The 25,680-nt window shown below is 48.3% G+C and carries 39 protein-coding genes; 1 reads left to right on the top strand and 38 read right to left on the bottom strand.

Annotated elements, in window-relative coordinates:
• Positions 1 to 47: 47 nt before the first annotated feature.
• The 37 genes from ET33_RS13530 to ET33_RS13345 form a co-directional block, all read right to left on the bottom strand.
• Complete coding sequence (locus ET33_RS13530) at positions 48 to 1,997, bottom strand: hypothetical protein (protein WP_036681873.1); 1,950 nt, start codon at positions 1,995 to 1,997, stop codon at positions 48 to 50.
• 12 nt (positions 1,998 to 2,009) lie between these two features.
• On the bottom strand, positions 2,010 to 2,174 hold the full coding sequence (locus ET33_RS39220; RefSeq protein WP_167336430.1) for a hypothetical protein: 165 nt from the start codon (positions 2,172 to 2,174) through the stop codon (positions 2,010 to 2,012).
• A gap of 26 nt (positions 2,175 to 2,200) precedes the next feature.
• Positions 2,201 to 2,599, bottom strand: coding sequence for a phage tail assembly chaperone (locus ET33_RS13525; protein ID WP_036681871.1), 399 nt, complete (start codon positions 2,597 to 2,599; stop codon positions 2,201 to 2,203).
• 29 nt (positions 2,600 to 2,628) lie between these two features.
• Positions 2,629 to 3,066: a phage tail tube protein gene (locus ET33_RS13520; protein ID WP_063761644.1), complete on the bottom strand. Its 438-nt coding sequence runs from the start codon at positions 3,064 to 3,066 to the stop codon at positions 2,629 to 2,631.
• Between the two features lie 13 nt (positions 3,067 to 3,079).
• Positions 3,080 to 4,150, bottom strand: coding sequence for a phage tail sheath C-terminal domain-containing protein (locus ET33_RS13515; protein ID WP_036681869.1), 1,071 nt, complete (start codon positions 4,148 to 4,150; stop codon positions 3,080 to 3,082).
• Positions 4,147 to 4,605: a phage tail terminator family protein gene (locus tag ET33_RS13510; RefSeq protein ID WP_036681866.1), complete on the bottom strand. Its 459-nt coding sequence runs from the start codon at positions 4,603 to 4,605 to the stop codon at positions 4,147 to 4,149. The genes ET33_RS13515 and ET33_RS13510 overlap by 4 nt, the downstream gene beginning before the upstream one ends.
• Positions 4,595 to 5,083 carry a hypothetical protein gene (locus tag ET33_RS13505; protein WP_036681864.1) on the bottom strand — a complete coding sequence of 163 codons (489 nt, stop codon included), beginning with the start codon at positions 5,081 to 5,083 and terminating at the stop codon, positions 4,595 to 4,597. Before ET33_RS13505 ends, ET33_RS13510 begins: the two co-directional genes overlap by 11 nt.
• On the bottom strand, positions 5,080 to 5,406 hold the full coding sequence (locus ET33_RS13500; RefSeq protein ID WP_036681861.1) for a DUF3599 family protein: 327 nt from the start codon (positions 5,404 to 5,406) through the stop codon (positions 5,080 to 5,082). The genes ET33_RS13505 and ET33_RS13500 overlap by 4 nt, the downstream gene beginning before the upstream one ends.
• The gene (locus ET33_RS13495; RefSeq protein WP_036681857.1) at positions 5,406 to 5,975 is read right to left on the bottom strand and encodes a hypothetical protein; all 570 of its coding nucleotides are present in this window, start codon (positions 5,973 to 5,975) and stop codon (positions 5,406 to 5,408) included. The genes ET33_RS13500 and ET33_RS13495 overlap by 1 nt, the downstream gene beginning before the upstream one ends.
• 18 nt (positions 5,976 to 5,993) lie before the next feature.
• Positions 5,994 to 7,172, bottom strand: coding sequence for a phage major capsid protein (locus ET33_RS13490; protein ID WP_036681854.1), 1,179 nt, complete (start codon positions 7,170 to 7,172; stop codon positions 5,994 to 5,996).
• A gap of 52 nt (positions 7,173 to 7,224) precedes the next feature.
• Complete coding sequence (locus tag ET33_RS13485) at positions 7,225 to 7,815, bottom strand: HK97 family phage prohead protease (RefSeq protein ID WP_235206708.1); 591 nt, start codon at positions 7,813 to 7,815, stop codon at positions 7,225 to 7,227.
• On the bottom strand, positions 7,808 to 9,094 hold the full coding sequence (locus ET33_RS13480) for a phage portal protein (protein ID WP_235206707.1): 1,287 nt from the start codon (positions 9,092 to 9,094) through the stop codon (positions 7,808 to 7,810). The genes ET33_RS13485 and ET33_RS13480 overlap by 8 nt, the downstream gene beginning before the upstream one ends.
• Complete coding sequence (locus ET33_RS13475; protein ID WP_036681847.1) at positions 9,091 to 9,285, bottom strand: hypothetical protein; 195 nt, start codon at positions 9,283 to 9,285, stop codon at positions 9,091 to 9,093. Before ET33_RS13475 ends, ET33_RS13480 begins: the two co-directional genes overlap by 4 nt.
• A gap of 16 nt (positions 9,286 to 9,301) precedes the next feature.
• Positions 9,302 to 11,110 (bottom strand): terminase large subunit, encoded by a 1,809-nt coding sequence (locus ET33_RS13470; RefSeq protein WP_235206706.1) that lies wholly within the window; start codon positions 11,108 to 11,110, stop codon positions 9,302 to 9,304.
• The gene (locus tag ET33_RS13465) at positions 11,073 to 11,555 is read right to left on the bottom strand and encodes a phage terminase small subunit P27 family (RefSeq protein ID WP_036681844.1); all 483 of its coding nucleotides are present in this window, start codon (positions 11,553 to 11,555) and stop codon (positions 11,073 to 11,075) included. The genes ET33_RS13470 and ET33_RS13465 overlap by 38 nt, the downstream gene beginning before the upstream one ends.
• A gap of 173 nt (positions 11,556 to 11,728) precedes the next feature.
• Positions 11,729 to 11,920 carry a hypothetical protein gene (locus tag ET33_RS13460; protein WP_036681841.1) on the bottom strand — a complete coding sequence of 64 codons (192 nt, stop codon included), beginning with the start codon at positions 11,918 to 11,920 and terminating at the stop codon, positions 11,729 to 11,731.
• A 17-nt stretch (positions 11,921 to 11,937) separates the two neighbouring features.
• A complete protein-coding gene (locus ET33_RS37440; RefSeq protein ID WP_036681838.1) occupies positions 11,938 to 12,297 on the bottom strand; it encodes an HNH endonuclease in 360 nt (119 codons plus the stop codon).
• Entirely contained in the window at positions 12,269 to 12,589 is a 321-nt protein-coding gene (locus ET33_RS13450; RefSeq protein WP_036681836.1) for a hypothetical protein, read from the bottom strand. Before ET33_RS13450 ends, ET33_RS37440 begins: the two co-directional genes overlap by 29 nt.
• Before the next feature lie 187 nt (positions 12,590 to 12,776).
• On the bottom strand, positions 12,777 to 13,322 hold the full coding sequence (locus ET33_RS13445; protein ID WP_036681834.1) for a site-specific integrase: 546 nt from the start codon (positions 13,320 to 13,322) through the stop codon (positions 12,777 to 12,779).
• Between the two features lie 497 nt (positions 13,323 to 13,819).
• Positions 13,820 to 14,179, bottom strand: coding sequence for a hypothetical protein (locus ET33_RS13435; protein ID WP_235206717.1), 360 nt, complete (start codon positions 14,177 to 14,179; stop codon positions 13,820 to 13,822).
• A 105-nt stretch (positions 14,180 to 14,284) separates the two neighbouring features.
• The gene (locus tag ET33_RS13430; RefSeq protein ID WP_036681823.1) at positions 14,285 to 14,464 is read right to left on the bottom strand and encodes a hypothetical protein; all 180 of its coding nucleotides are present in this window, start codon (positions 14,462 to 14,464) and stop codon (positions 14,285 to 14,287) included.
• A 35-nt stretch (positions 14,465 to 14,499) separates the two neighbouring features.
• Entirely contained in the window at positions 14,500 to 15,867 is a 1,368-nt protein-coding gene (gene dnaB, locus ET33_RS13425) for a replicative DNA helicase (RefSeq protein WP_036681822.1), read from the bottom strand.
• Positions 15,848 to 16,198 (bottom strand): replicative helicase loader/inhibitor, encoded by a 351-nt coding sequence (locus ET33_RS13420; protein WP_081890315.1) that lies wholly within the window; start codon positions 16,196 to 16,198, stop codon positions 15,848 to 15,850. Before ET33_RS13420 ends, dnaB begins: the two co-directional genes overlap by 20 nt.
• Positions 16,143 to 16,877, bottom strand: a complete 735-nt coding sequence (locus ET33_RS36390) for a hypothetical protein (RefSeq protein WP_051775318.1) — start codon at positions 16,875 to 16,877, stop codon at positions 16,143 to 16,145. Before ET33_RS36390 ends, ET33_RS13420 begins: the two co-directional genes overlap by 56 nt.
• A 12-nt stretch (positions 16,878 to 16,889) precedes the next feature.
• Positions 16,890 to 17,207 carry a hypothetical protein gene (locus tag ET33_RS13410; RefSeq protein ID WP_036681819.1) on the bottom strand — a complete coding sequence of 106 codons (318 nt, stop codon included), beginning with the start codon at positions 17,205 to 17,207 and terminating at the stop codon, positions 16,890 to 16,892.
• A 79-nt stretch (positions 17,208 to 17,286) separates the two neighbouring features.
• Positions 17,287 to 17,727, bottom strand: a complete 441-nt coding sequence (locus ET33_RS13405) for an ASCH domain-containing protein (RefSeq protein ID WP_036681817.1) — start codon at positions 17,725 to 17,727, stop codon at positions 17,287 to 17,289.
• A gap of 302 nt (positions 17,728 to 18,029) precedes the next feature.
• Positions 18,030 to 19,040: a DUF3102 domain-containing protein gene (locus ET33_RS36385; RefSeq protein ID WP_051775317.1), complete on the bottom strand. Its 1,011-nt coding sequence runs from the start codon at positions 19,038 to 19,040 to the stop codon at positions 18,030 to 18,032.
• Positions 19,037 to 20,605, bottom strand: coding sequence for a PcfJ domain-containing protein (locus tag ET33_RS13390; protein WP_036681805.1), 1,569 nt, complete (start codon positions 20,603 to 20,605; stop codon positions 19,037 to 19,039). The genes ET33_RS36385 and ET33_RS13390 overlap by 4 nt, the downstream gene beginning before the upstream one ends.
• 12 nt (positions 20,606 to 20,617) lie before the next feature.
• Positions 20,618 to 20,959 carry a hypothetical protein gene (locus ET33_RS13385; RefSeq protein ID WP_036681803.1) on the bottom strand — a complete coding sequence of 114 codons (342 nt, stop codon included), beginning with the start codon at positions 20,957 to 20,959 and terminating at the stop codon, positions 20,618 to 20,620.
• Positions 20,960 to 21,011: 52 nt separating this feature from the next.
• Positions 21,012 to 21,749 (bottom strand): hypothetical protein, encoded by a 738-nt coding sequence (locus tag ET33_RS13380; protein ID WP_036681800.1) that lies wholly within the window; start codon positions 21,747 to 21,749, stop codon positions 21,012 to 21,014.
• 28 nt (positions 21,750 to 21,777) lie between these two features.
• Entirely contained in the window at positions 21,778 to 22,158 is a 381-nt protein-coding gene (locus ET33_RS13375; protein ID WP_036681797.1) for a hypothetical protein, read from the bottom strand.
• Positions 22,148 to 22,357, bottom strand: coding sequence for a hypothetical protein (locus tag ET33_RS13370; RefSeq protein ID WP_036681794.1), 210 nt, complete (start codon positions 22,355 to 22,357; stop codon positions 22,148 to 22,150). The genes ET33_RS13375 and ET33_RS13370 overlap by 11 nt, the downstream gene beginning before the upstream one ends.
• A gap of 118 nt (positions 22,358 to 22,475) precedes the next feature.
• Positions 22,476 to 22,844 carry a hypothetical protein gene (locus tag ET33_RS13365; RefSeq protein ID WP_036681790.1) on the bottom strand — a complete coding sequence of 123 codons (369 nt, stop codon included), beginning with the start codon at positions 22,842 to 22,844 and terminating at the stop codon, positions 22,476 to 22,478.
• Positions 22,837 to 23,118: a hypothetical protein gene (locus ET33_RS13360; RefSeq protein WP_036681787.1), complete on the bottom strand. Its 282-nt coding sequence runs from the start codon at positions 23,116 to 23,118 to the stop codon at positions 22,837 to 22,839. The genes ET33_RS13365 and ET33_RS13360 overlap by 8 nt, the downstream gene beginning before the upstream one ends.
• Complete coding sequence (locus tag ET33_RS13355; protein ID WP_036681785.1) at positions 23,108 to 23,605, bottom strand: helix-turn-helix domain-containing protein; 498 nt, start codon at positions 23,603 to 23,605, stop codon at positions 23,108 to 23,110. Before ET33_RS13355 ends, ET33_RS13360 begins: the two co-directional genes overlap by 11 nt.
• A gap of 153 nt (positions 23,606 to 23,758) precedes the next feature.
• Entirely contained in the window at positions 23,759 to 24,037 is a 279-nt protein-coding gene (locus ET33_RS13350; protein WP_051775316.1) for a hypothetical protein, read from the bottom strand.
• Positions 24,038 to 24,150: 113 nt separating this feature from the next.
• Positions 24,151 to 24,402 carry a helix-turn-helix transcriptional regulator gene (locus tag ET33_RS13345; protein ID WP_051775315.1) on the bottom strand — a complete coding sequence of 84 codons (252 nt, stop codon included), beginning with the start codon at positions 24,400 to 24,402 and terminating at the stop codon, positions 24,151 to 24,153.
• A gap of 143 nt (positions 24,403 to 24,545) precedes the next feature.
• Here ET33_RS13345 and ET33_RS13340 point away from each other — a divergent pair, with 143 nt between their 5' ends.
• Positions 24,546 to 24,911, top strand: a complete 366-nt coding sequence (locus ET33_RS13340; protein ID WP_036681779.1) for a helix-turn-helix domain-containing protein — start codon at positions 24,546 to 24,548, stop codon at positions 24,909 to 24,911.
• Positions 24,912 to 25,116: 205 nt separating this feature from the next.
• On the opposite strand, the gene ET33_RS13335 is transcribed toward ET33_RS13340, so the two are convergent.
• The gene (locus tag ET33_RS13335; protein WP_036681777.1) at positions 25,117 to 25,596 is read right to left on the bottom strand and encodes a hypothetical protein; all 480 of its coding nucleotides are present in this window, start codon (positions 25,594 to 25,596) and stop codon (positions 25,117 to 25,119) included.
• Positions 25,597 to 25,680: the final 84 nt, after the last annotated feature.

Genomic DNA, 25,680 nt, shown 5'->3' with positions numbered 1-25,680 from the left:
TGCTAGGTATCCGTCATATGGTACGTTTAAAAACATCATGTCCCGACTCACCCCATGTTCATTGTGACATTCTCCAGCTCCGCGCGAAGAGCAGCCATAATCTTTTGGATGTCGCTATCATCACGCACGACAGGATTGTTCAGGTTTATCGTAACCTCCACGGATCGCCCTTCCCCGCTTCGATACTGTTCAGCTTCTTGCGCGGTCAGCACAGCTTCGTTTTGGTGAAGCAGCGCCGGATAGTTATCACGCGGCACACGTGGCATTCCGATTGCTTTTGGCTTATATTCCTCAGGATATCCGAACATGTCGTAGTACTTTCCCTTGATTGCGTTTTTGACACCGCCAAAGAACGTAGTGTCGTCTGCGGAAATACTGCCTTGACCATATAACGATTCGCTCTTTCCTGCCGCGTTGGAAATATTGTCAACAAAGGTTGCGAGGTCGGTTTGTTCCTTTTGCTGCTTTTCGTCAAGGAACTTCGAAAAACTGTTTATCTCGCCGCCAATGCCGACGCCCGCCGCAGCCGCAGCCTTGATTTGGATCGGTCCGGGCGTCATAAGAAAGGTCATCAATGCGGAAGCTCCGGGATTTTCTGCGGCAAAGTCTTTCATCCCTTGGAGCATACCGGAAGCGATAGGCTTGCCGATGTCTATTCCGATTTGTTTGAACGGGGCAGAAGACGCTTTAACAGCGGTGCTCAGGTAGCCAACTAGAGCATCGACAGTGTTGTTAATCTGCTCCTTACCGCCGGACGCATACCATTTGTCGAACGTATCCTTAAAGCTTTGAATGGCGAACTGCACTTTGCCGCTGAGAGTGTTGATTTTTTGGAACTCCGGATTATCGATAAAGTGTTTCGATAAATATTCCTTCGCTTTTTCCACGCCACGAACCACGCCCGAAAACATCTTCGCCATAAGTTTAGACCCAGCTTCAAAGAAGCGATCCGCACCACCGCTGCTTAGAAAATCGGCCCACTTTTGTAGCTGCGGCTTCAAGATTTCTAGCGACTTAATACCCATGTTGGTGATCCCGCTCTTGAAACTCCCTGAAATTGTACTCCAAAGCCCGCTGGCGGAAGTCGAAAGCTTGGTTGATCCTCCCTTGAAAATTTCGGTGAGAGCAAGACCCTTGTCGTTCTTGATGTTCTCCATCTTGCCGCCCGCAGCCTTGATTTGCTCTTGCGAAATTTTGAAGCCAAATTCCTTCATCCGCTCCGTTTCACCGGTCATCAGGTCGGCAATAGCCTCGATAGCATCCTCAAGCGTTTTTCCCGGCGTCAAAGCTGCCATGTCTTCCGAGAGCTTCACAAGGCTCATGGCCTGCTTGGTGTCGCCTCCTGCTATGCCTACCGCGCGGGTACCGGTTTTGATAACCTCCCCGGTTTCAAATGGGGTCTCATCGGCGTTTTTCCGCAAGGCAATGATAAAGTCATCAGCTTTCTTTTTGACCTCTTCCTTACTCATCTTTTTATTGTTCACGCCGATGAAGTGCTCCATGCTTATTTGAAACCTTTCGAGCTCGGCCGCGCCTTTCAGAGCTTCCGCCATACCCGCACCCGCAGCAACAACACCGGCAGCAGCAAACCCAGCGCCAACCTTCAAAGGCGTTTCCAAAAAGGACAGGCTGCTTCTGATTTTGCCTAATCCGGTCGATACGCCGTCCTTAAGACGGACCGCCACGGTATACGGCGATTTCGTCACCCGCCAAAGGGTAGAGGAAACAGCTTGCATCCGGCCCATGAAGTGTTGGGTTCTGGCCGTAATCGTTACCGCCCGATCCCGTACGCTTTGCATTTTTTTTGTTATGTCATTAATAGCCTTCCAAGCCGGAGCATTGCGCGTCCTAATGGTCCGTTCTCGGTTATAGGCGGCGTCCATGGCTTGGCGGGCCTTGTTGACATCCTTCTGAAAGGAAGCCGTATGTCTTGAAGCTTGCCGCAGTACCGCCGAATAGTTATCCCTCAACGAGATTACTGATGTTAGGTTAGCCAATTCGCCATCCTCCTACATGACCGGGATAAACGGCCACACCTTGCCGCTTGCGTAAACCTTCTCCCGCTCCTCATGCTCATATTCGTAAAAAGCCCGGATGAGCGTGTACTCTCCGGGCGGCAAGTTATGGATTACGCTTGGTCGGATGCCTTTGCGGGACCAATAATAGTACAGCATTTCGAGGTGCCCGTCATCACCCGACCTCAGCCGTTTTTTAGTTCTATAACCTTTCCTTCTCCGAACCCGGATAGGCCGGAAATCTGTTCGTACAGTTCCATGACTTCACCAGGAAGCAGCAGTTTCCCGCTATCAAGTAATTCCTTTGGAGTGCTGACGTTGAATCGCCCCAACAAAGTACTATCCTTCAGACTCGGTTCAACGACGCCTTTCAAAACCGTGAATAGCGGCACCATTTTAGAGCCATCCGCCCCTTTGCCTGCTGTGATGTCCTGAATTTCGTTCATTTCATCGAATGTGATGGCTTGTACCGTGAAAACCACCGGCTGGCTTACCAATTCACTAAGTCTTTTAATTTCGACTTGCTTTGTGGGACGTTTCAATTTTTCAGAATCAATAGTAAGAAGTAGATCCAATGTAGACATAGTTTTTCCTCCTTGGGGCGATTGCCCGATTAGTTATTAATTGTGTCTTTCAATTCCCAATCAGTGAATGTAAAGGGGGCCTCGATTTCGCCAAGCTTTCGCAATTCCCAATCGATCAATGTCAGGTCGTTAAAGCTGGCATCCTTAATTAAGATTCGCTCTGCTCCGAGTGCTCCGGGGTCATTCAAACTGGAGAGCAATTGCATCCGAGGATTGATCCCCCGAAGAACATCCGCACTCATTTTCCGGATCATACGCGAGTTGACCTTATGCATGCGGACCGTTCCGGTACCCTTATACCCCATGAACTTCTGATCCGTTGTATATTTCCCGGCCAACGAAACGTCTTCCTTGATTAGCTCTACTTTGGCCTGAACCCCAACCACTTCCGCGACATAATCGCCATCAAGCCACAGCTCGCCAAATGTCCCGGATATAACGCGGTCGCCGTTAATTTTGTTCGTCAATGTTCTCTACCCCCTACAGATTCACGACGAGTTTAACGTCCTCAATCGCGTCCAGCGGTCTTTCTGCGGCCGTCAAAAACACCTGATCCCGCGTGTTAGCTTCTTTGATTTGCTGCTCGGTCATTCCAGCGACGACCGATTCGCCAAGGATAGATTTTAGGTATGTGCGTTGTGCCGGCACATCGATTTCAGCACGGTTTTTCCCCGGATCAAGCACCCCGTCCTGCTCCAACTGTTCAAAATATGCGTTGATTGCAGAGACAAGCAGCAGCTTGTTGATATACGAGTTTTGCACCTTGCCAATGTAACTATCCTCGATTGTGCTTTTCACGTCATGATAGGTCTTGTTCAAGATGCGCACCAGTTTGATCTTCTTCCAGTCCTCACCCATACTTTCCGTCACCGTCACAAACGAAGTCACGCCCCGGGCGATTTTTATTTTCTCCCCGTCATGATACAAAATCAGTTTCCCGGCATTCACTGCCGCGTCCGCTTGCGCCTTTATCATCTTTGGCACGTTCGTTACTTCCGGCAGCGGAAAAAACGTAGGGGCAACCGTCAACGGGAGCCCGGCAATAATTCCGGCAATACGTGCGCTGAATTGGCTCGCCGTGTATTTCTTCGCCCCGACCTCAATATCTTCGGTTGCAAAGTTTATGACTGCCGGATGGTCCGTGGCGCAGTTGGGAAGTACCGCTGTAATTTTCCGGTCCTTGGTTTCGAACATCCCCTTGGACCAAGTGCCTGCCGCTGTCACGTCGGCTGCGGCAATCCCGGGAATCGCAACGACGTTAAATCTGATCGACTCCAGCAGGTTAAAAGCTTCGACGTAATCAGCTGCTTTTTCTGAAAGCAGAATTAGCCGGATCTCTTTAGGCGCTCCCATCAAAGCCATTTTTACATAATTGGAGTTATCCGCACTCAGTCCAGCGGGGATATCCTCTACCCCTTGGACTCTCCGCTCGGTCGCGTTCGTCACGCTGCTATCCTTGAGGACGAGCGCCAAGATGCCCGCGGCTCCCTGTTGGATCGCAGCGGCTGCTCTCTGCCTAAAAGTAATAATCACGCTAGGTAATCCGCTCATCGGCTTAATTCCTCCTTATAGTGTACTTCCTTCATCAATTCCGGATTAGCCGACGGGTCGCTTGTCGTCGCTAACCATTGCCCCTCTAACGAAACTTGAATATGGGACCGGTCTTCCTCCGGCCCCCCCACTACGCTAAGAATCGTGTATACTTCCCTTGTGGGGCTGCGCAAAAAGTTGCGTGAGGAAAATGCCCGGCGGACGAGGTCCGACATTTCGATTTGATCAAAAGAATCAACGATGTCGGATGGTAATTGCTTAGGGAAGTAATGAATGTGCCATACCGTTACGCCCCGCATGATCCGCTTTGTCAACCTCTCTTCCCGGACTGGTTCCGGGTAAACGTAGAAAGATGGGGAAACGAAGTCTTCCGGAACAGCGTTGACGTAGATGTTAAGCTCCGGTCTGACCTCCTTCATTACGGACCGTACGGCGTCCAGGCTGTCACGTAACATCGAAACCCGCCTCCTTGCCGATCTTTTTCAAGAAGGAGTCAACCATACCGGGAATTCGTTCGTTTGTCTGCTCCAGCGCCCGACGCATGAAGTGCTTTCCCGGTACAAACCCTTTCGTCTTCACGCGACGCCGTCGCTTCCCTTTGTCTACGCCGCTACGGACTAATCGTGTGGGGCGACCATAGGGCACCTTGAGTTTGTGGCCGGTTTCCACCATCCGCGCATAGAAAACTTTTGTTCCCACTTCGACGGTATCGACTGGGTTAACGAAGAGTATCCATTCCTTTTTGCCTTTGTACGGCTGGCGCTTGAAACTGGCAACCAAACGGCCGGACTTCTCGCCGCAAAACTTTGCATTGAAATCCAGATTCGTCTTTCCTACCTCGTACCGCAGCTCATCGTACCGTTTCCGGTCCCTTGCGGCACGTTCCATTTGTCTGATGTGTTCTTCCAGTCCGGAAATACGGAAGTCCGTCATGCGCTTCCCTCCCGCCACACCTCAACTTCAATATGGTGGTTTCCCGGTTTGTATGGAGGACCGGCAGTAAAGTCTTTTGTGTCTCCGTTAAGCGTCACCCGGTCGCCCGCTTTGATATCCGCGCCTATTGGCATGTAGAGCATGTAGGACTCATTTGTCTTTAGGTCCGGTGCTTCTTGAGTCGCCCGTAGATTCTTACGGGAAAGGCGGCAGCGGCTTGTGCCGATTGTTTTCCAATCCTCCCCTTTAGGGGTTTTATACTCATCCTCGATCTGAACCAACCGCTTGATAGTGCAATTGCGGTCAAACAACGAGCGCAACATTATACCCACCTCCCGATATACGGCGATATCAGAGAAATCACGGCCCCCGGCAGCTCAAAGCCGCTTCCATCCGTTTTGACGTTGTATGTGACGGAATAATCCCCGAGCCGCTCGGCTGCGATCCCTAATTGGCCGGAAAGCGTTGTTTTGGCTAAAAATAAGCAAGCCAATTCAATAGATTCCGGTAATGTTCGGGGGTTATCAGGTGTCGCATCACCGGGGAGCACGTAGCCCCCGGTATAAGTCACCTGAATATTGTGCTTGCCGATCGGCCAACCGCTTGAACGGTAAAGCCTTCCTTCTGAAAGGATTTCATAGTCTGTGATTTCTCCGGTCGGTCCGGTCAAGCTTTCGACGCTCGCTACCGGGAAGTTACGAAGGTTGATATAATCCGAACGAATATACCCGCTCAAGCGCTCCGTATATTGCTGCTTCCGGAAGGATCGCTTGCAAAAAGATTCAATGGCCTGCGATGCGGCCAACAGGTGGAGCGATAACTCGTCTTCCTGTCCATGTTCTTCCTTCGGTATTTGCAGTAACCCCTTAAGTCGCTCTAGCGTAGCAAGCACCGTTGAACCTCCTTATCTTTAGGTGACCGTCAACTCGCCAAAGACCACAGCGGCCTCATCGAATTTTTGTACATCTTCCCGCTGAATAGCCCGGACATCGGTTGTGTTTCGTCCGAAGGCTTTCCCGCCCACGTTTGTCGAGGCAATGGAGTATTGTTGCCGGTCGAAAAGTACCGCAAACTCTTTTAGATCACCAATGATAACAGGGGCCTTTTTCGTTGTTGTGCCAGTCATAGGAAGCCAACGATTTGCCAGTACGACAACCACCCTACCAAAAAGTAAATTCCTCGTCGGTTGCGTTGGGTCTGGTTGCATCAACGGCCGACCCTGCCCATCTTTTTGTTGATCTAAGAAGTTGAATCCATCCTGATTTGTAATAATGATAGAAGATTGGCTGATTGCCGGGTCCAAATCAACATTGAGCACCTTCTTGATATCATCCGCACCAGCCAATGCTTTTTTGGTCAAAGTACTAAGCAAATCAAGAATCAGTTTGTTCCGTGTGACAGTAGATTTTTTAGCAATCCATTTTGCAACATATTCGAGCAGATTCTGATCAGTATCTGCTAAAAGCGTATTGGAAAGCGGAAGAATACCGCCACGATCCTTGATTGCGTATGTGATGGATTTGAATTTCGGATTGTCCAAATCGGCCAAGTCCGTCAACTCCGTGATTTCAGTAAACGGGGTAATATCAGCATTCTTTTCGATAACCCGAGAACCGGACCTTGTGGAGACTGGTTCAACTGTTACATACTGTTCCAAACTGATAAACTGCCGCTTCAATTCGTGGATCAAAGTTTGAATGTCCTGCGGCACAGTCAATCCGCCGTCCTCGCCTACACCACCCTGCATACCGGCGCGGACTTCCGCCATTGCCTCCTCGATAAGTCGTTGTTCATCGCCAGTTAGTGGCCTGTTGCGCAATACTTTCAAAAATGCATTACGATATTCCTTTTGCTTATCTGCATTTTCTTCGCGATGCTCCGGCGTCTCGATAATTGCAGGAATAATTGGCGGTGCCGCAGGTGTATCGATACCGCGCAGCTCCTCAAGCATGTCAACCTGCCTTCTCAATTCTTTGGCAGCGTCCGCTGCTGCTCGCGCTTCTTCAATTTTCCCCTGCTCTGCTAGTGTTCGCGCCTCTTGTAGTTTGGCGGACAGCGCTTGGCGCATTTCGCGTTCTTTTTCACCCATTGTTTAGTTCCTCGCTCTCAAGCTTTTTTTTTAAAATAAAAAACTCGGCTCGTCAGATTGCTAACAAGTCGAGTTCAAATAACAATTTTTCTTTTTTCAATCGCCGCTGTTCACGCGACTCAATTGGCATTGCTTCAATGCTTCGTTGGTTGACTTCGCTGTCCGGGTATGCCGGGAAAGGAGTCGGGGAAACCTCGAAGAGATTCACGTCGACAAGCGTGCGCTCGTATACATCATCTTCGGACAGAAACGTCCATGCGTCCTTTCGAACGTTGAATCCGAAACTTACACCGTCCACGTCGCCGCGCCGGATCGATTCATAGGCATCATTGCCCCATGTATTATTCGGCAGGTCCAATTCGAACCGCAGCCCTATGGTATCCTCCCAAAGTCGAAGCGTTTGGTTTTTTGTGGACCCGAGGACGAAGTTAGATTTATGATCCCAGAGTGCTTTAATTGTGTTTTCCTGCAAGCTTCGAGCAAAAGCACCCTTCGCTACTTTCTCGTAGAATTCGCCCCATATGAGGCTGCTACGCTGGTTAAAGCGAACAACATAGCCGGTCACTGTACGGGTTTCTTCGCCTTCTGCCCCGCTGCGGACTTCGAGTTGTTCAGCTTTCAGATATCGAGTCTCTTTATGCACCTGTTTCACCTCCTTTACCGAGCCCGGCCTTGAGCATTTGATATTGGTCCATTTTATCGAGGCTGACATAGTTCAGGCTGACAAAATGTTTGTCGCCTAGCTCCCCGATGTTGTCCTGCTCCTCAAGGGCCCGTACCTCATTGATTTTATAGACGCCCATAGCAATCATTTCTTTGTAAAACGCCGCCCGGCTTGCGCTATCGCCCCGCAACTCGCTCGCAAGGTTGAAGCGTACGTAATAACGCCGCCGCTCCAATTCTGTGAAGAGTTTAAAAGTAATCTCCTGCTCCCAATTCGTTACGATTGGCTGAAGCGTGTTTTTGACATACTCAAGCGATTGGTTTTCCATGTTGCTGAATTTGGCCTGTTCCATTAAGCCGAGTTTGTAGCCGGGGACTTTGTAAATCTTCGCGACTTCCATAATCCCGAACCGGCTTGTCTCAATGAATTGAGCATCATTTAACGGCATGCCGAGGGCTTGGTATTCCATGCCCGCATCGAGAATGGCAATTCGGTGCGCATTGGATAACCCAGCGTTTGCTTTCTGCCACTCGTCCCGCGCCTTTTCTTTCGCCTCCGGTTCCAGTTTTGCCGCACCTGGCACCCTCAAAATACCGCGTGTCGCTGTGCCGTTTGCATAAAACGAACCGAGGAATTTCCTTTGCGCCTGCTGGACGCCAATCTCCTCCCGAATGACCGCGATAGGAGAAATACCCTTCAAGCCGTTTTTTGATATGCTCTTGATATGGATGATATCCGCGGGGGGTATCTTGCGGACCTCACCGCTTGGCAGCACAGTCACATACCAAACCTCACCGGTAACTTTATCCGTCCGAACATCCGTCTTTGACGGATCAAGCGGCCAAAGCGCTTTAGGCTGGCCGTTATTTGGACCGCTCGTCTCCCATTCGATATTGGCGTATGCATTCCCCCATAAGGTGCAATGAACCTGTAGCAGCTCCTTAAATGTGTAAGCACTCATATACGGGTTAGCTCGAAGCCCGAGTATGCAGGAAACCGGATGCGAACCGTCTTTTTCGATGCCTTCCCCACGCCGTTTGAATGTCTGGATCGGCAGCTTGCCGATATCCCCGCCCAAGATCGAGGCGCAAGTATACACGTTGCTATTCAGCAGCGCCGTTTCACTTGTTACCCGCTCGCCGCTAGCCGTCCCTACCCCGCCCATGATATTAATCAGCCAATCTTGGGGATTTGTAAGATCAGACTCCAAAAATGACCGAGATTCCAGCAAATTACGTAAAAACATGACGTTTTTCACCTCCTTCTGGCAGAATCAGGAGGTTTCCGGCCAAAAATCAACCCAATAATGCCTAACATAATACCAAGTGCGTACATACCGGCTATTTCATTCCACATGAAGGTAGCCCGGACGATGATAAGCAGCCCGAGCAGAAAGAAAATATCGTCAACAAAAAGCAGCAGCCATGCCAACCGCCGTAACTGCTTCAATCGCTTTGCACCTCCCTCAGAATGAAAAGTCATCGGATAGAATGTGTTTGTTCAGGTCCAGCTCCTCCGGACTAAGGACCGCTCTCACCATGGCGTTTATTATTGCGGCAATTAAATCTATCCTTTGGCTGTCATCCTTATGCTTTTTCGATAGCTTAATGTTTCCGTTACTATCGATAATTTCGACCGCATTTGATAAGCACCAAGTCAGTAACGGGCTTCCGTCATGAACTATTCTTTCCTGTAACACCAGCTCTCTAAATTTCTTTGTCGGCTCGGAAAGCGTCTGAGCCCCCTGCCTGATTTCCACACAAACATACCCTTTCGAAGTCATATCATTTGCAAACTGCCGAGCACCGTAGGGGTCGTAACAGATTTCTTTGACCTTCCATCCTTCCTCCTGTTCTTTCTGGTGGATGTGGTCCTTGATGAAATTATCATCCGTTACATCGCCTTTTGTGAGTTTACACCATCCATCAGCGGCCCATGCTCGGTAAGGAACACGGTCAGAATGTTCGTGTTTAGTTGCTGTATTCTCAGGCATAAATCCGTGAGCTGTCACGGCATACCGGCCATCGTCCAATTTGAAGACGAAACCCGCTGCAGTCAGGTCAGTATTTTTGGATAGGTCTTCGCCATTCCAGCATTCCCTTCCTCGAACAAGCTCCAAAAACTCTTTTCTGGGTATGCCGAGTTTCTTCCATCGGTCCATGATTCCGGACATGTATTTGTTCTCACTGTCCGATTGCCAAAGGTTCACCCTTTTCGTTAACCATTCCCGGATTTTTGCGTGATCGCCTGTGTTGTACGCGTCATCATGTTCCGCACGGATTTGCCGAAACAATTCCTGGGCATATTCATTGTCTTCCTGAAGGATCGGATTTGCTTTAACCCACACGGTTTCGTCGTGAGGATCGTCGCCCTTGTCAAGCTCCCGGATCATCACAAAATACGTTTCATCCATGGGGATATCCCCGGCAAGCATCTTGCAGCGAGCATCATACTCCTGCTTGCAGGGACTGTTCTCGGCATCTTTCCCGGCCGTGGAGATTATCAGCATCAACGACTGCAGCCGCTTCCCGAATCCGGAGTACAATACATCGTGGATTTCACTGCTTGGATGCGCATGATATTCGTCTATGATCACAATACAAGGGGCGCCGGAGTCTTTATTCTTGGTATCTTTGGATAAGGGGCGAAGCCATCCGCCTCGCGTCGCATGCTCAATATAGGTTCGCTTAATTCGCAAGCGCTTGAGAATTTCCAAACTTTTCTTGCCCATTTCTTGTGCATCGCCCCATACTCGCTTCGCTTGGCCTTTATCTACGGCGGCACACTCTACCTCTGGGCTATCCTCGTACCGTTTATATGACGGATTTCCCGGAGGATACACACAATCGCCACACATGCCATAGAGCGCCAACCCGCTCATTTCCGTCGATTTCACGTTCCCGCGCGCCCTCATGTTGAACGCTTTTTTAAACCGGCGCTTGCCGCTTTCCACGTGGACCCAACCAAATATGCTGCCTAAATCAAACTTTTGGAACGGTGCCAGCTCGATCAGTTCGCCAGAGAAGGGACCACGCACGTGACGGCAACATCGTTCAAACCAATCGAATATCCGGTTCGCTCGACTTTCATCGAACACATAGGGGAAATCGTCGGTTGCCTGCCGTCTCAAGTCATTCAAATGCCGTGCGCAGGCCAGCCGCTCCATTTTGCAGCTGGGGCGGAGCCCGGTGACGATCTCCGCGGCGTAGCGATGCGTCGGGTGGACATCTTCCCAATCAGTCGAAGAGTTCGGCATTTGGATCTTCCCCACCATCGGCTATCTTCTTTGCGAGTCGGGCACGAGCTTCCGCGTTCAGGCCGAGCTTGTTCGAATAGGCAAGAATGATTCTGGAGTAACTTTGAGCTAACTTTACGTTTGCGCTCACGACGGTATTACCCTGGGCGTTAACTTCGGTATACCCGAACAATTCTATTTGTTCATTTGCATGCTGGTATTTTGCAACGGCATCGCAGTAAGTTCCAAGAACATCCTCGTCAACCTTGTCAAGGACATCGAACTCTTCCATATCCTTGACGGTCTTCCGCCAAACTTTGCGGGCTTCGTCCGATAACCATTCGGGTATTTTTAACTTCCGTTTCTTTTTTCGTTCAAACTTCTGAGCAGCAGCTTCACGAGCCTGAACCTCTTTTTCGGTCCAGTGTTTGCCCCCGCCTTTTTTCCCAACCCTCATATGGTCAAACTTGATCACTTGGTTCACACTTTTTACCTCCTCCCTCCCCTCAGAAACTTTCGTCGGGGACTTTTTTTCACAGACGAGGGACACGCGGTCTGTAAGGCCCGTAGGCGTATTTTTTGACCCCCGGGGGGTGGGTTCGGCCTCCGGCGCCTCTTAAGGGCCCTAGAAACGAATTTCAGACGCCATACGTCGTTTTAATTATCAAACTCTTTTTCAATTCGTTTGTAAGTCTCTATTAGAGCCGCATTCACGTTCGTGTTTTCCAAAAGCTTCGGATTTTCCACGAGCCCACCGCGCAACACCTTGATATATTCCAGCAGAAGCATGATTCGTTTCTCTACATCCAGCTCGGAGAATTTCTCTACACTCTCTCGCGCCAACCCCATCTATACCCCTCCCTTCTTTAGTTTCCAAACCCTCCATCCTCCCGCGCCGTCTTAGTACTATGGCAGCTATCGCATAATCCTTGGTGGTTCTTTGGATTCCAGAAAAGAAAATAATCGCCCTTGTGCGGCTCGATGTGGTCAACTACATTTGCCGCAGTAAGGCGATTCTGTTTCTTGCACTCTACACAAAGCGGATGCTCGGCCAGATATTGCAGCCGGTACTTCCTCCACCGGTTATCATAGCCCCGGGCATGCGCCGATCCGCGCCGCCGCTCATATTGCTGGCCGACTTCCTGCTTATGCTTCGTGCAGTACCGTTCCCGGGTTAACTCAGGGCAACCGGCTCGGCTACATGGTTTGAGAGGTCGCAGCGTCATTTACGGAAGCTTCCTTTGTCTCGTTGGTCATGCCGCTATCTGCAGCGTTGATCGTGCTGTTGTCCGTAGCTGGGGCCACGTTGCTGTCTGGGATGGTAGCCGTGTTGCCTTCCGCCGCCTCATCTGCGGTGTAGAAATCAATAATGTAAGATTGGCCTATTGCAAACTGCGCGGCTGTTTCATGATCAACGATTATGGCTGCCTCCTCGTTGGTTTCAGACCTCAAGACGACTTTCTTGCCTGCGTTGACTTCCCACTTGTCCAATACTTTCAGCTTTAGTTTGATCTTCAAATGAAGCCCTCCTTTTTGTTAATCCTTGAAATTTGTTCCCATCAAAAAGCGAACACTTTGTGAACGTCTGAGTTACCCATATCTTATATTGTGGGTAACTGGTTAAGGGTAGGATAATCCTTGCTATTACTGACTTTGCTAATGATCTTCCGAACGAGTTACACCTATCCTCAATATGGTGAATTGACTACGCTTTGAAGCGTTTTAGAGCTGTATCCATAGTGTCTTGCTCTATTCCAATGTACCTGAGAGTGACCTTTTCCGAGGTGTGGTTAAAGAATTTCATCAGCATGCCAATATCCTTATTAGTCTGGTGATAAAACAAATAGCCGAACGTTTTACGAAGCGTATGACAACCTATGTCGTCAAGATCGAATTCGTCGGCAATTTGCCTTAGCAGCTTATAAGCCATGCTTCTTCCTATCGGCCGGTTGATACCTTGGCGGCTTTGGATCAAATATTCATGGGGCTGCTTACCTTGGACATATTCCTTCAGCTCGCGCTTGAGCTCAGGAGTAATGAGGATTCGCTTTTCCTTCTTAGTCTTTCTCTCACGGAGTGAAATGTGAGTTCCGACTATATCCCTTACTCTCAGCCTCAGTAAATCACTGATCCTCAGCCCGGTATTAATGCCAAGCAAGAATAAAATATAGTTCCTTGGGTTTGTATCTTTTAAATGAGATTTGATATCTTCCAATATTTCAGGATCACGGATTGGCTGGACGAAGTTCATTCGTCGCACCACCCCTCACGCATACCTGTCTGCTGCAGACTTGCTTCGTACCACACCACTGGCCCCAAATACAGCCCTTGCACTGATTCGGCTGTTTCGGCGGGTCTTTTATCCTCTTTTGCCTCACGCGGCGTTCCCTCCCCTATGCCTTTTCTGCGTGATGTTTCCCATCACAAAAAGAGCCGCCATGGCGACTCCTTTGCGTATCCAACTTTCATTCCTTCCGCAGCGGACCGGAATTTCCGGACCACTGAACAAGAAATGAATTAATTTCGGGGCATCTAACCCCACCTCGCACCGCACCATTGCGCTTGCCATTTTCCTCCGAATGGAGACGCTAAGGTCGGAGACCCACAGCACGGCCGAGTGCCTACAATGATAAGGGTACAGTAGACATTACCCGGAGCCTCTTTTGCTTGTTTGGCTCTCTGGTTCTACTGTACCCTGTAGGTATGGACATATAGTGGACAGCGTTTGGACATGGAATGGACATTTTTTTAGTCCAAGTATAAAAGTGTATTTGCAACCGACGTGGCTCCTTCAATTACTTTTCGATCTATTGTTTTATCGCAGCAATTCCAACCTTTAAAGCGAAGGATCGTTGCGGCGCGTGAATTCCCCTTAATAAACATGTACTCAATTACTGCTTTCACATCTTTTTGGAGAATCTGATCAACTGCTATTTCAATTTGAGTTGTGAATTTTATCAAGTCAGTCTGCAATTTCTTTTGTTTCTCTGTCTTTGGTGGGGTGCGTTCGAATAGCAGTACCTTTTGCTTCTTTTCTTGGTATTGTTTCAAATGGGATTTTGCAATCTTAATTTCGGTTTCCGTTGCCTCAGGAAATAATTCTTCCATGCACAAAACAGACATTCTCCTCACCCTTCCTTTATGCTATAATGTGGGTGAGAACTGACGTTCTACCCCCGCCGACCCGACCAAGAGCTGCGGGGGTATTCTTTGTTATTCTTCGACTACTCTAAATCTAGTTTCGTCAGTGATTTCTTCGTCGACTGGATCGACATAATCCTCCGGGGTTATCTCGGAAAACCTGATCAGTACCCCGTTTTCATCTCGCATGACAAATAAGTATTCTCGCTTCCACTTAGCTTTATTTTCCATTCTTACACCGTCCTTCTTCATATTTGAAACACCCTGACCGTATCAAAGTTTTATTTTCATCCCGTTGCGTGCTCCTGATGACTTCGATCGAGCCCGGTGAATTTGTTGAAGTTCTTCAAGAAGGCCAGCTCGACAGTACCGACCGGGCCATTCCGCTGCTTGGCGATAATAATCTCTATAATGTTTTTCTTCTCCGATTCCTTATCGTAGTAATCATCCCGATACAAGAATGCGACGAGATCGGCGTCCTGCTCGATCGATCCAGACTCCCGCAGGTCGGACATCATCGGTCGTTTGTCCTGCCGCTGCTCAACGCCACGGCTGAGCTGGGATAGAGCGATGACTGGCACGTCCAGCTCGCGAGCAATCTGCTTGAGCGTACGGGAAATTTCCGAGACCTCCTGCTGCCGATTTTCTTTATGACGCCCACGGAGTGTGATCAACTGCAAGTAGTCTATCCCGATCAGATCCAGCCTGCCAAGGCGCTTCTTGAGCCTCCTGCATTTCGCCCGGATCTCCGAAACAGAAATTCCAGGTGTATCATCAATATAAATATTTGTATCTGCCAACAAACCGGCAGCAGATGCGACTCGGTCCCAATCATCAAACTCCAACCGGCCAGTTCTTATGCGGCTGGCGTCTATATTGCCTCTCGAACTTATGGATCGTTGACCCAACTGTGTCGCACCCATTTCCAAACTGAACAAGGCGACATTTGCTTTCCCCTCAATGCCAGCGTTCTCTATAATGTTGCCCAGCAACGCGGTTTTCCCAACAGAAGGCCGGGCCGCCATGATGATCAAGTCACCTCTCTGAAAGCCGGCCGTCATCTTGTCCAAATCGGTAAATCCCGAAGCAATGCCTGTAATGCCGTTTTCCGATTGATTCAGCGCCCGATGCTCAATTTGTTCATAGGCTTCCATGATGACCTTCGGCATCGGACGGAAGTCCTCCCCTTTTGCCGTGCAATCCAGCATGATAGCAGCGGCCTGATCCAAGAGTGCGGCAATCTGTTCTGGTTCGGCCTGAGCTTTTGCTTGGTCATAAATATCCTGGGTAATTCTGCATGCCATCCTCTGTATACTGCACTTCCGCACTTCCTTCGCGTAGTAGGCGACATTGGAGACGGTTGGAACTGAACCGGCAATACTGGACAAATAACTGACTCCGCCTACGCTTTCAAGCTCACTCTTCGCCTGCAGCTTCGATGCTACGGTAACAACGTCGATCGGTTCTCCGTCTTCTCTAAGATCTCGCATCGCCTGATAAATCACGGCATTGGACTTCCTGAAAAATGCGTCCTCTGGCAAAATGGCATCAATCACATCGAATGCATCATTCTCCAGCATGATCGAGCCGATACAAGCCTGCTCTGCTTCCAGATTATGCGGGGCCAGCCATTCATCAGGAAGGTAATCTCGCAAACGTCTCACGCACCTTTCTTCTTTGCTCAATAGACGGCGGTACGGCGTTGATTTGATCATGCTGCATGAGTGCAAGCTGTCCGGCAATTCGCAACTGATCGTGGTATGAACTTTGCTCATCAGCTGCCGCAAGGATACCCGGATGCGGCGGAAATTTGTTGTTTGGATCAAGTGTGTACCGCCTTAAATTGGCTTGTGCCAGTTCAAAAGGAGTATTCTTCAGAAGATCCCGCCAAAGCTCGATTTTGAATGAATTTTCCGGCCCGAATGATCGGTCACTGTACGTACTCTGGATCACTGCGAAAAGCTTCCTGATTTCCGATTCTTTCACGTTCTTCCGCCTCCTGTATCAGTTTCAAGGCCAAATCCGCACCGGAAGCAGGTTGTCCGCTCTTTTTCTTGCTTAGGACTTTGTCAGCAACCCAAGTCAGGATAGCACGATAGTCGCTTTTGTACTTCTTACCCGATGCGCCCTTGTAATTGTCCAACTCGGTAATGCAGGCATCTGCAATGTCGCTACCATGAGCGTCTACCAGCTTGTGATACTCGTCTTCGGTCATAGAGACAAATTCGGCGTATTTTCGCTTCTTGTTTTCGTCTACGTTTAGGTTTTGATCTTTAAGATCTTTATAGTTGTCCCTATCGTTTCCCCTTTGGTTGTCCCTGCCGTTGTCCCTGCCGTTGTCCCTATCGTTTCCCCTTTGGTTGTCCGTATCGTTGTCCCTTTTGAACAATCCAGATATTTTATAACGACCGGCCATATCCACGCGGTTCGATTTCCGATATTGAAAAAGACCAAATTCAATAAGGAGTTGCCTTGCACGATCAAACTCTTTACGACTTAAGCCTGCGTTCGCCTGGAGTACCGCATTAGGAACAGTGAATTCCTCCGGCCACCCAGCCTTATTACAAACGGCAACGAGTTCATGCCATAATGCAATTGCGCTGGCAGGCAAGGGGTTCACTTCCTTCCATCTGTGGAAGCCGACGATAAGCTCAAGGTAATTCATGGTGCGCCACCCTCAATCTGTTGATCTCATCAGCTCACGCGGGATTAGCCGAACGTCTGCCCTGTTCTGCAGCTCTCTTGTCCGGTCGTACAGAGGCACATATCGATGTCTAAGGTCATCCGTCCCCCTGCCTGCATTGGCTGCATAAAGGAAAGCAGCAGGCTGCTCTCCTTCCGCGGTCGGTACATTGTACTGCTCGCAGCGTGTCTTGCTAAGCAAGATCGCATATGGATAAGGCCTGCTCGTCCAACGACTGGACGATGGAATGAAGTATGGCAATCCGCTGACAACGACTTCTGCTTTGGTATATCGTCCTTGTTCGTTCGGCATGTCTATCCTCCCGAAATGTGCTATAATAGCACTGTTAGTCTTCACTCTCCCCCGATCCGGCCAAGGTGCGGGGGAGTTTTTATTTGTTCCAATTCCAAATCCCCTGCATCCCTTTCGCCGGGATAGACTCCGGTAGCTGCTGAACGTTCGTTAATTCCCAAGCATACCTACCATTGTCATACCAACCAAACATAAGTTCATTTCCATCAATTTCGATCCATTCATGATTGCTATCGCCCGCATAGAGCGAAGTGATACCTTCGAACACATCGATTTTCAGACAATTTGACAATTCGCAAGTTGCCACGATAGCACCGGTTGGCAGATTGTCCGCCGTATATCCATGCTTAGCAAGCACAGAGCGGAATGGTTCTTTCTCGCAAAGCTCCCGATCTACCTTTAACCCAGCATGTATTGCCAACGGACCGCGATACTTTCGCCTCCAAGACCGTGTTTCGAATTTTTTTTCACCAAGGGCAATTAGGGTCGCCCATGGCTGTATGATTGTTATGGCTTTCAAATTACCGTCTCCTTTCATGTCTATATTTCGCGCCCCACCCGCCGTCTTGAAGCGGAATGTCGTCCGTGACAATCAGATTTTCAGGTGAATAGGGAGATAGTATGCAAGCTGGGTCAAAGTCAATGACCCGATCCCCGCGCTTATTGACACGATAGCGCACAGGCTTATTTTCATAGCACCAAAGCGCACCGTCAGTAATTTGGTGGACTACGACTTGCTTTCCTTCCGCATGTTCTAACATAACCCTGCAAACAACTCCTGGCTTAAATATTTGTTCCGGATAGAAAAAGAAGAAAAACATCTCATAGCAAGCTGCGGAGCTGATCCACAACCTTGGCAGCAGCCGCTTTAAGCTTGTCCTGCTCCGATTGCTCTTTCACGGCGGCGATCGCCTTAACCAGTGAATCCCCGTCTTTGACAATTTGCTCAATTTGGATTTTGGCCTTCAAAAACTGTTCATTGTTGCTGCGGGCCAACTGCTGATTCAGCTTGTCCAGTTGCTCTTGCATAGACTGCTTGTCCTTGGCTGCCTGCTCTATCAGTTCCTGCTCACGCTGCTGCAAGCGTTGAACAGCTTCACGTTCAGCCTCAGCCTTGGCTGCCTCCAATTGCCGCTGAAGCTCGGCAACCTTTGTCTCCTGCTCGGACTTGGACTTTTCGGCCTTCCGAAGCTCGGTTTTCAGCTTGGACATTTCTTTGTTGTCCCCGGCCTTCTGAGCCTTCTCTAGCTCGGCTTGCATGGCGGCTAGCCGATCGTCCATTGCTCGTTTTTCCGCGTTTGCCTCATCCAAGTTTTTAGACACCAGCTCACGGGCAGCTTTTGCCGCCGCAGCCTGCTCCTCTGCAGCCTTGACGCGTTCCTGTTCTTCTGCAATCCGTTTTTCCAGCTCTTTCTTCTCCTTGATGGCTGCCACCAGTTCCCGGCTGGACATTTCGGAAGCATTGTTCTCTTCCACAAATTTCTCCCGTTCCTCGGCCGGGACCGAAAGTAGCGCAAGAGCTTGGGAGTAGCTTAAACTCGCAAGCGCTTGAGAATTTGCATACTCGGAAGCTACCTTCATAAAATTGTTTGCGGACGACTGGCTGTAATTCACATTTTCCGATAACCATTTTGCCCATTCTCCGTGAGCAACTAGCGCTTTGGCTTCATGAAGTCGATTGCCGATCTCAATAGCCGATCGCAGCACATACTGCCGCGCTTGATCGTCGATACTGCGGATTTCAGCGGCAATGACCTCTGGCGTCCTTAAGGCAATGCTTGTTTCCACTACTGGCAATGCTGGCGCAAGTTCCTGCTTCTGTTTTGTCGTCATACTGCAACCGCCTCTTTCCGTTTATTGATCTTCTGACCGGATCTCTTCTCCACTTTTAACTTTTTGAACGTCTCGATCAACGCTTTCAAGTCACCGGTGGGTTGTTGATGCTGGTATCCATACGCTTGCTTGATTTTCCCGTCCTTCAGTTCCAATGTAAAATAAGGCTGATCCGGATCCGCTACTTTCCGAAGCATGAAAATGTTCGTTTCGCCTTTAGCATGGCGTTCTGCGTATCCTCCGACACAATGACGTAAAGCCTTACCTTCTTTGATAATCTCGTCGCCGGATAGCGCTGGTCGGATGATATATCCATCCATTTCAAACCTATATTGTTCCAGTTCAGCAACACGTTTGGCTATCCGCTGCGCCTCGATCTCAGATATCTTGATTTTGACTTGCGAGGTTGTGCTTTCATGAGCCGTATACAAATTGTGGGGGAAAACAACTTCATTGCGTGTTAAGTCCAACCCCAGAGCCTCGCATTGCTGCATGTAATCCTTCCACATCGAAACAACGTTAGCGCGACTCCCAAAAACACGACTGTTCTTCCTCTTTTGCCTTTCAATATATGCAGCACAAGCCCGTACGTTTTGATACTTAAACATAGGCTTCATGCCAAGGAATATCCCCATTACAGCGGAAGCTATTGCTTTCAGTTCATCCAAGGGTGGCCGGTTCCTATCCTTTAAGGTTAATTGGTATAACCTCAACGTAAGCGCACCTGTTTCGTCACTTTCGGTTATACGAGGCTTCCATTCCTTGAATTGCTTGAAATCCTTCTTGCTTAATCGCAATACCGCGTCAACTGTTTTACCACTCCATTTAATAGCATCGTAAGTCCTTCTGCCCTCCAGCTTGGCATGTACAAAATACTGATACCCCATTTTGGTCAGAAATTCGATGCAGGGATACTTCGAGTACAGCCCGAAAAACTTGGTCATGTCATTTCCGTCTGAATAGTGTTCCCAGGTGCTATATTGAAAAGGAGTGTCCGCCACGGCTTCCTTAATACTGTCAATAGATGTATAACAAGGCGTTCCATTCTTATAGAATGAGTATTCAGAAACAATATTCTTACGCGGGTACCATTCGTGTTCATCCCAGTATCCGGTACAGAACATCGTGCTCTTGCCGCCCATTTCAAAGACATAGCTGCATGAAGGTCGATAAAGGGTAGTAACTTCCTTATAATCGCCTGTGTAGTCTCTGCGAACAAAAAATCCTTTCGCCGTAATGACCGATGGATCTATGATAGATTTCTCATAGTAGACGACATAAACCGAATCTTTCATGAATTTCCTGCCGACATGACTTTTTTTAACTACGCAAGTCGATTTGCATTCCGGGCAGGTCGCCTTAGAGTTGTGTTTCAATGGCTCTTCCGGCCTGTGCTGCTTACGACAATGCGTACAATATGCATACTGGACACGCATTACTGATTTTGTGAACAGGTAGCGACTATAAAGCAAAACGTGATTCTCGACATAATCCTTAAGCCCTTTGCTTATTGGACCAAAATGAGCTTTATGCGCTTTGAAAGCGGCGGCCTCTTCTTTTTTCATGCCCTTCCCTCCTTACAGCAGCAGCTCGTCCAGATCAACGCTGAGGCCGACGTCTACCGTCTCCCGTGCTGGCGCTGGCTTTTCCTGCTTGATACCGTAATACTCCAGCACAATAGCCATGCCCTCGTCCGGATCGAGCGCGGCCGTGTTGCCAACTCGAACCTTCTCCGCAACTTTCCGCATCGCCTCAAAGCTGCCATTGATGGATTTACCTGGAGCGGTGAAAAGCGGAGCTTTATCCGGATTCTCGCGGATAAATTTCATTAGTTGGCCTCCGACATATGCGTACATCTTATCTTTGGCGTTGTCCCCTACTTCTTTTTGGATGTGCCGAAGCGCTGCTTGTACCGGCATGCCTTTCCCTCCTTTGTGCCAGGGGTTGAAGCCCCTGGCATATATTGAGCGTCTAGCCTACAATGACGATATTATTTTTCAAGATGCGCTCTTTGAGTTTGTCATACAAATATGCCTTGATCCCAGAAATGGCCATCACTTTCCACGCCCCGCCGTCTGCTTCGAATAGCGCGGCTTCCGGGCCCTTTTTCAGCCGAAGCACGAAAGGAGAAAGCGGCTGCTCGATCTCAACGAATGTCCGGAACGGTTTAAGATGGACAGGGTTGGGTACCGGGACATTTTCGACGGTAGCCACACCTGTTTTGGCTGCAACGGACTGGCTGATGCCATCATCGCCAAACGACATTACCTGCTCGTCTTTCACATTGCCGACCAATCGCAGCACCGCTTCCCGATCATTGCGTAAATCTTCCGAGACGGCCGGGACAAAGCAGCTTTGAAGCAAAATGTTGAATGACTCCAGGTCGTGGTAGTCGTTAAATCTAATGCGCGGAAGCAAGGCCGTTGCGGTGATCAATGTGCTCCGGTTAAAATCGCCATTAAGGGAAGTGAGTACCCGGACCTCCGTCGGGGAAATGACATGAAGGATAACCGGCAATTGGAGATCAAAGTCGGACAATAAATATTCCACGATGCCGCTGAGGTTATGTACCTCAATATGATCGATCAACGGCTTTCTGATCTTCGTCAGCTCCGCGTTCGTGTAGGTCTGACCGTCGATTTCAACGGTCTGGATTGGCGCGGTATGCTTGGCCAGGCTCAAAATTTTATCTATCGCTTCTTTAATCAAGGAAAATTCCTCCCAGTTTTTTTTAGAATTACCTGAACGGCGTCAGATTGACGACATTCTTTACAGGCGTACCTGTTCCATCGACGATTTCGCCGTTATCGGCAAAGGCGGTCTGATCCCGGTCCTTACCCATTTTCAATTCCTTCATGACGGCGTTGCCCTTTCCGTCATAGTCGAAGACAAAGGCTGACGGCAATCCCTTGGCTGGAGCAAGAGACGACTTGACGGTTATCTCAGCGTCTCCGAGCTGCCGCGCCTCATTCGGTTTGATTGAGACCTCAATGGTTAGCTTCCGGACGGCGTCCGGCTTCGTGTTAGGGTCAAGCACGTTCTCCGCAATCTTGTTCAGCTCTCGCTGAATACGCTCTGACGCACCGCCGCCTGCCAGTTGATCGATGCTAATTGACACGTTTTCCACCTCCCCACTTTTTCCGCTCCAGTGCTGGACGGCTTATTAAAGCTGCAACATCTCGTTCGGATATGATCAAGGCTATGCTGCCATCGTCAAAGCTCACCTTTGCATGACAACGAGCAATGCCCCATGTATCCAGCACCTCGACAGCTCGTCCGTCTTTTAGCCGTATGTGATCGCCTTTTAACAGCAACATCCCTAACCCCTCCTTGCGTCAGCCGCATCGCAGACGGATCAGCAACCTAATCCGTCTGCGATAAAGCCGACAGTGTCGGCTCAAAATCGCAGGATATCATCCCTCCCTAAGTAAACACCTACTTCGGACCACTCTTCCCTTTTTGAATGGAGTGATGTCGATCTATTAAAAAATACATGTCTTTCGAACCCTTACTCCCTACAAACAATTGAGTGAAATCAATTTCTCCTGCGACTAGGAACTCAACAATTTTGTTTTTGATTTTAGTTAAGTCGGAAATAACAGTTTTGTTGACTCCATCCAAATAAACGTCTTCCCAAATAATCGCGGAGACAGTGTCTTGTCCTTTGTATACTCGGACTGTGAATAGATCCACATGACTTGCGTAATCAACATCGATCCGAATGGCACCGTCAGTGCTCTTTGAAATCGATCGGGCGAGGACGCAAATATCTGCAATTAATTTGTTCATTTTGCTGTCACACATTGCCACATACCTCCTTGTCAACTGATTCCAAAGCAGGTATACTATAGGGGAACATATTTTCCATTTTCACGACTAAGTCGCCCTGGCCGGCGGCTTTTTCGTTTTCTGCTAGAATCCGCGCTGTCATCGACCGAATCGTTTCCTGTGCCCGGCACTCTGCAGCCATGCGGACCACTTCGTGTGCCTTTAATAGCCCGCTGGCATAAACAACCCCTGATTGCATCCCTTCAGCTTGCAGCATGTCCAAGAAAAAAACATGTTTTTCAGCGTTCACCGCGCTTCACCTCCATTTCGTGCTTTTTAGCTAGCCTACGGCGATCCAGTCCGAATTCCTCTTCCAGAACCCCCTGCAATACAGCGGCTTTTTCGATCACGTCTCTTATTTCATGCCAGACACGTTCGGCACTCTCGCGTCGTTTGACCGGGTCTATATGCTTCGCCAAGGTGAGCCCCTCCAATGCATGTTCAAGATCGTCGAGATCCTTCAAAAGCACATCTTTGAGCGCTGCTGGATGAAGATCGAGGTTAGGAACATCATCAAGTATGTTGGAGAAATATCCTCCGGTACGCTCGTCCGCCAATTTAATAGCAAGTTTGTAGTTCAAACTTGCCAGTTTAGCGTCGTGGGCTTCCGGCCATTCGCGTTCTCCAGTTTCGATTTTTGAAATGAGGCTGCGATCCATATTGAGCTTACTTGCCAGTTCCCGTTGAGTGATCTTATCCTCGCTGCGATAGGTGCCAATGGCTTCACCGATCGACATGTTCCCACGTCCTTTCTGTCACGTAAAATGGATATATTTGTGACATCCGTCTGTTGTAAAATCAAGTTATACTGACGAATGCATCGGGAGGATTTATGATTAAAATGGATATAAGAACGATATGCGAACAATTAGGCATAAAACTAAGCAATTTCAAGGCGCATATTTCGGAACAACGGTGAACCCTTCAGCTTCGAGAGCCGGAAGCAGAGCGTCGCGCTCGGCTTCTGTTGCCGCCTGATGGTAAGCCTGAATGACTTCGGATTCGGCCATACGCTTTTTGCATAGTACCCAAATCATTTGCCTGAGCTCGTTAATTCTTTTTTCGTTTTCCTCAGGCGTTTCGGCCAATGCTCCATCATAAATGCTTATTGTTGTATTCTCGATTTTGTAGGTTTCAACCACATTTCCCAGCTGCGCGGCTTTCTCCATAGGAATCGACCTCCTATGTGTATGTGTATGCAGAGACTGGGCTGGGACGGGCATTGAATTTTCACCGCCTTCATTGAAGAATTTTCCTTATCTGCTAAAATGGAAACTGTCCGTTATGCTGAATTAATTTTGGAGTTATGAATCACAGAAGAACACGTTTCGTGTTGTTCGTAGTCATAAAAAACCTCTTGAACTGTAACGTTATAAAATTTGGCTAAGCGAACTTTTATGTCGTCCCTTGGAATTCGCTGCCCATTTTCGTACATTTGCAAAGCACTCACGCTTATACCGACAGATTCTGAGACTGCTTCTCTTGACTTGTCTCCGCGTAATTTAATCAGTTTTTTTGCAATTAACTCTTTCACGCGTCGTCACCACCTCTCTTTAAAAAGCACATATTGTGTTCTTGGAATTAATATAGCATAACACGATATGTGCGGTCAACACATTTTGTGCGGTAGATATTAATCAACACGTTTTGTGTTAAAATAGAAATGGGTGATTCTATATGACTGGTTTTGGTAAACGACTACGCGATCTGCGTGTTGGAAAAAAATTAACTCAGAAACAACTTGCTAAAATCATTAAAATTAGTGAAAGCGCAGTAGGAATGTATGAGAGAGGTGAAAGAGAGCCTAGCTTTGAAATAACTGGGAAAATCGCAGAATATTTCGAGGTTTCTGTTGATTGGTTATCTTATGGAAAAACAGTTGAATTCAAGGACAGTATTGAAGAATTAAATCATGACATCGATTTACACAACATTTCAGACATTCTTAATAAATACAATCTTAAAGTCGATGGTAAACAATTAACAGAAGAAGAAGCTAAGGGGTTTCTTTCTTTTGTAAGAGCAAATCGTTCCTTAAATTGATCCAATTTTCGTACAGTCCATATCTTTTTAGATATTCTATAATATCAACATCTTTTTTATCATTTTTTTTATTGTCCACAAGTCGCACCGCCTGTTATGTTTTGAGATAGTAATATCTGGTGTTCTTATTATAATACGAACAAACGTTCCCATTCAACCAAAAATGCTAAACAACTAGAACAGTGAGCGAAAGTTTTCTATGTCATTATTTTGACTCTAAATATCGCTTTACTGTTTTTTTATGTACTCTTGCAACTTCTGCAGCCGGTATTTTCTCCTGGTTAAAAAAGACCTGCCCTCTTACCGAATCGTATTCGGTAATAAGCTTCATATTGACGTAATTAGAGTTGTCCAGTCTCCACAAATCGAGATTGTATATTTTGGAGCAAGTATCAAAATCGTCCATCAATACAACTCCTTCGTAAACGTTACCACTTTTATGATAGTAATGTATGCGTCTGGGATGCTTGCTTATGAGACGCCAGTAATAGCAATCCGTTAAATCGATGTTTATTAAGCTTTCAGGGTCGTTCGAATCAATGACCAATACTTTCAATCTTTCTTCTTTTTGGATTAGCTCTGAAATCACATCTACCATTTTTCGATAATTATCGACTGCTATCTTAACATGTTCTTCGGAGGGGTCAGCATCATTTAGCATGGACAGCAACGACATCAAGCTCACCTTCGATCCCCTCCCCAATTTATGCGCATTGTTTGCTCCTTTGTCAGTAATATATCACAAGAAATGGTAGCTATGGAATCGACA

Source organism: Paenibacillus tyrphae (assembly GCF_000722545.1).
Lineage (GTDB): Bacteria > Bacillota > Bacilli > Paenibacillales > NBRC-103111 > Paenibacillus_G > Paenibacillus_G tyrfis.
This window is presented reverse-complemented; position numbering and strand designations above follow the sequence as displayed.

Excerpts from the sequence above, each read along its gene's own strand:
- ET33_RS39220 (WP_167336430.1), bottom strand. The coding sequence starts at position 2,174 with ATGCTGTACTATTATTGGTCCCGCAAAGGCATCCGACCAAGCGTAATC.
- ET33_RS13525 (WP_036681871.1), bottom strand. The coding sequence starts at position 2,599 with ATGTCTACATTGGATCTACTTCTTACTATTGATTCTGAAAAATTGAAA.
- ET33_RS13515 (WP_036681869.1), bottom strand. The coding sequence starts at position 4,150 with ATGAGCGGATTACCTAGCGTGATTATTACTTTTAGGCAGAGAGCAGCC.
- ET33_RS13510 (WP_036681866.1), bottom strand. The coding sequence starts at position 4,605 with ATGTTACGTGACAGCCTGGACGCCGTACGGTCCGTAATGAAGGAGGTC.
- ET33_RS13505 (WP_036681864.1), bottom strand. The coding sequence starts at position 5,083 with ATGACGGACTTCCGTATTTCCGGACTGGAAGAACACATCAGACAAATG.
- ET33_RS13500 (WP_036681861.1), bottom strand. The coding sequence starts at position 5,406 with ATGTTGCGCTCGTTGTTTGACCGCAATTGCACTATCAAGCGGTTGGTT.
- ET33_RS13490 (WP_036681854.1), bottom strand. The coding sequence starts at position 7,172 with ATGGGTGAAAAAGAACGCGAAATGCGCCAAGCGCTGTCCGCCAAACTA.
- ET33_RS13470 (WP_235206706.1), bottom strand. The coding sequence starts at position 11,110 with ATGGTGGGGAAGATCCAAATGCCGAACTCTTCGACTGATTGGGAAGAT.
- ET33_RS13460 (WP_036681841.1), bottom strand. The coding sequence starts at position 11,920 with ATGGGGTTGGCGCGAGAGAGTGTAGAGAAATTCTCCGAGCTGGATGTA.
- ET33_RS37440 (WP_036681838.1), bottom strand. The coding sequence starts at position 12,297 with ATGACGCTGCGACCTCTCAAACCATGTAGCCGAGCCGGTTGCCCTGAG.
- ET33_RS13445 (WP_036681834.1), bottom strand. The coding sequence starts at position 13,322 with ATGAACTTCGTCCAGCCAATCCGTGATCCTGAAATATTGGAAGATATC.
- ET33_RS13435 (WP_235206717.1), bottom strand. The coding sequence starts at position 14,179 with ATGGAAGAATTATTTCCTGAGGCAACGGAAACCGAAATTAAGATTGCA.
- ET33_RS13430 (WP_036681823.1), bottom strand. The coding sequence starts at position 14,464 with ATGAAGAAGGACGGTGTAAGAATGGAAAATAAAGCTAAGTGGAAGCGA.
- ET33_RS36390 (WP_051775318.1), bottom strand. The coding sequence starts at position 16,877 with ATGAATTACCTTGAGCTTATCGTCGGCTTCCACAGATGGAAGGAAGTG.
- ET33_RS13410 (WP_036681819.1), bottom strand. The coding sequence starts at position 17,207 with ATGCCGAACGAACAAGGACGATATACCAAAGCAGAAGTCGTTGTCAGC.
- ET33_RS36385 (WP_051775317.1), bottom strand. The coding sequence starts at position 19,040 with ATGACGACAAAACAGAAGCAGGAACTTGCGCCAGCATTGCCAGTAGTG.
- ET33_RS13390 (WP_036681805.1), bottom strand. The coding sequence starts at position 20,605 with ATGAAAAAAGAAGAGGCCGCCGCTTTCAAAGCGCATAAAGCTCATTTT.
- ET33_RS13385 (WP_036681803.1), bottom strand. The coding sequence starts at position 20,959 with ATGCCGGTACAAGCAGCGCTTCGGCACATCCAAAAAGAAGTAGGGGAC.
- ET33_RS13370 (WP_036681794.1), bottom strand. The coding sequence starts at position 22,357 with ATGTTGCTGTTAAAAGGCGATCACATACGGCTAAAAGACGGACGAGCT.
- ET33_RS13365 (WP_036681790.1), bottom strand. The coding sequence starts at position 22,844 with ATGTGTGACAGCAAAATGAACAAATTAATTGCAGATATTTGCGTCCTC.
- ET33_RS13355 (WP_036681785.1), bottom strand. The coding sequence starts at position 23,605 with ATGTCGATCGGTGAAGCCATTGGCACCTATCGCAGCGAGGATAAGATC.
- ET33_RS13350 (WP_051775316.1), bottom strand. The coding sequence starts at position 24,037 with ATGGAGAAAGCCGCGCAGCTGGGAAATGTGGTTGAAACCTACAAAATC.
- ET33_RS13340 (WP_036681779.1), top strand. The coding sequence starts at position 24,546 with ATGACTGGTTTTGGTAAACGACTACGCGATCTGCGTGTTGGAAAAAAA.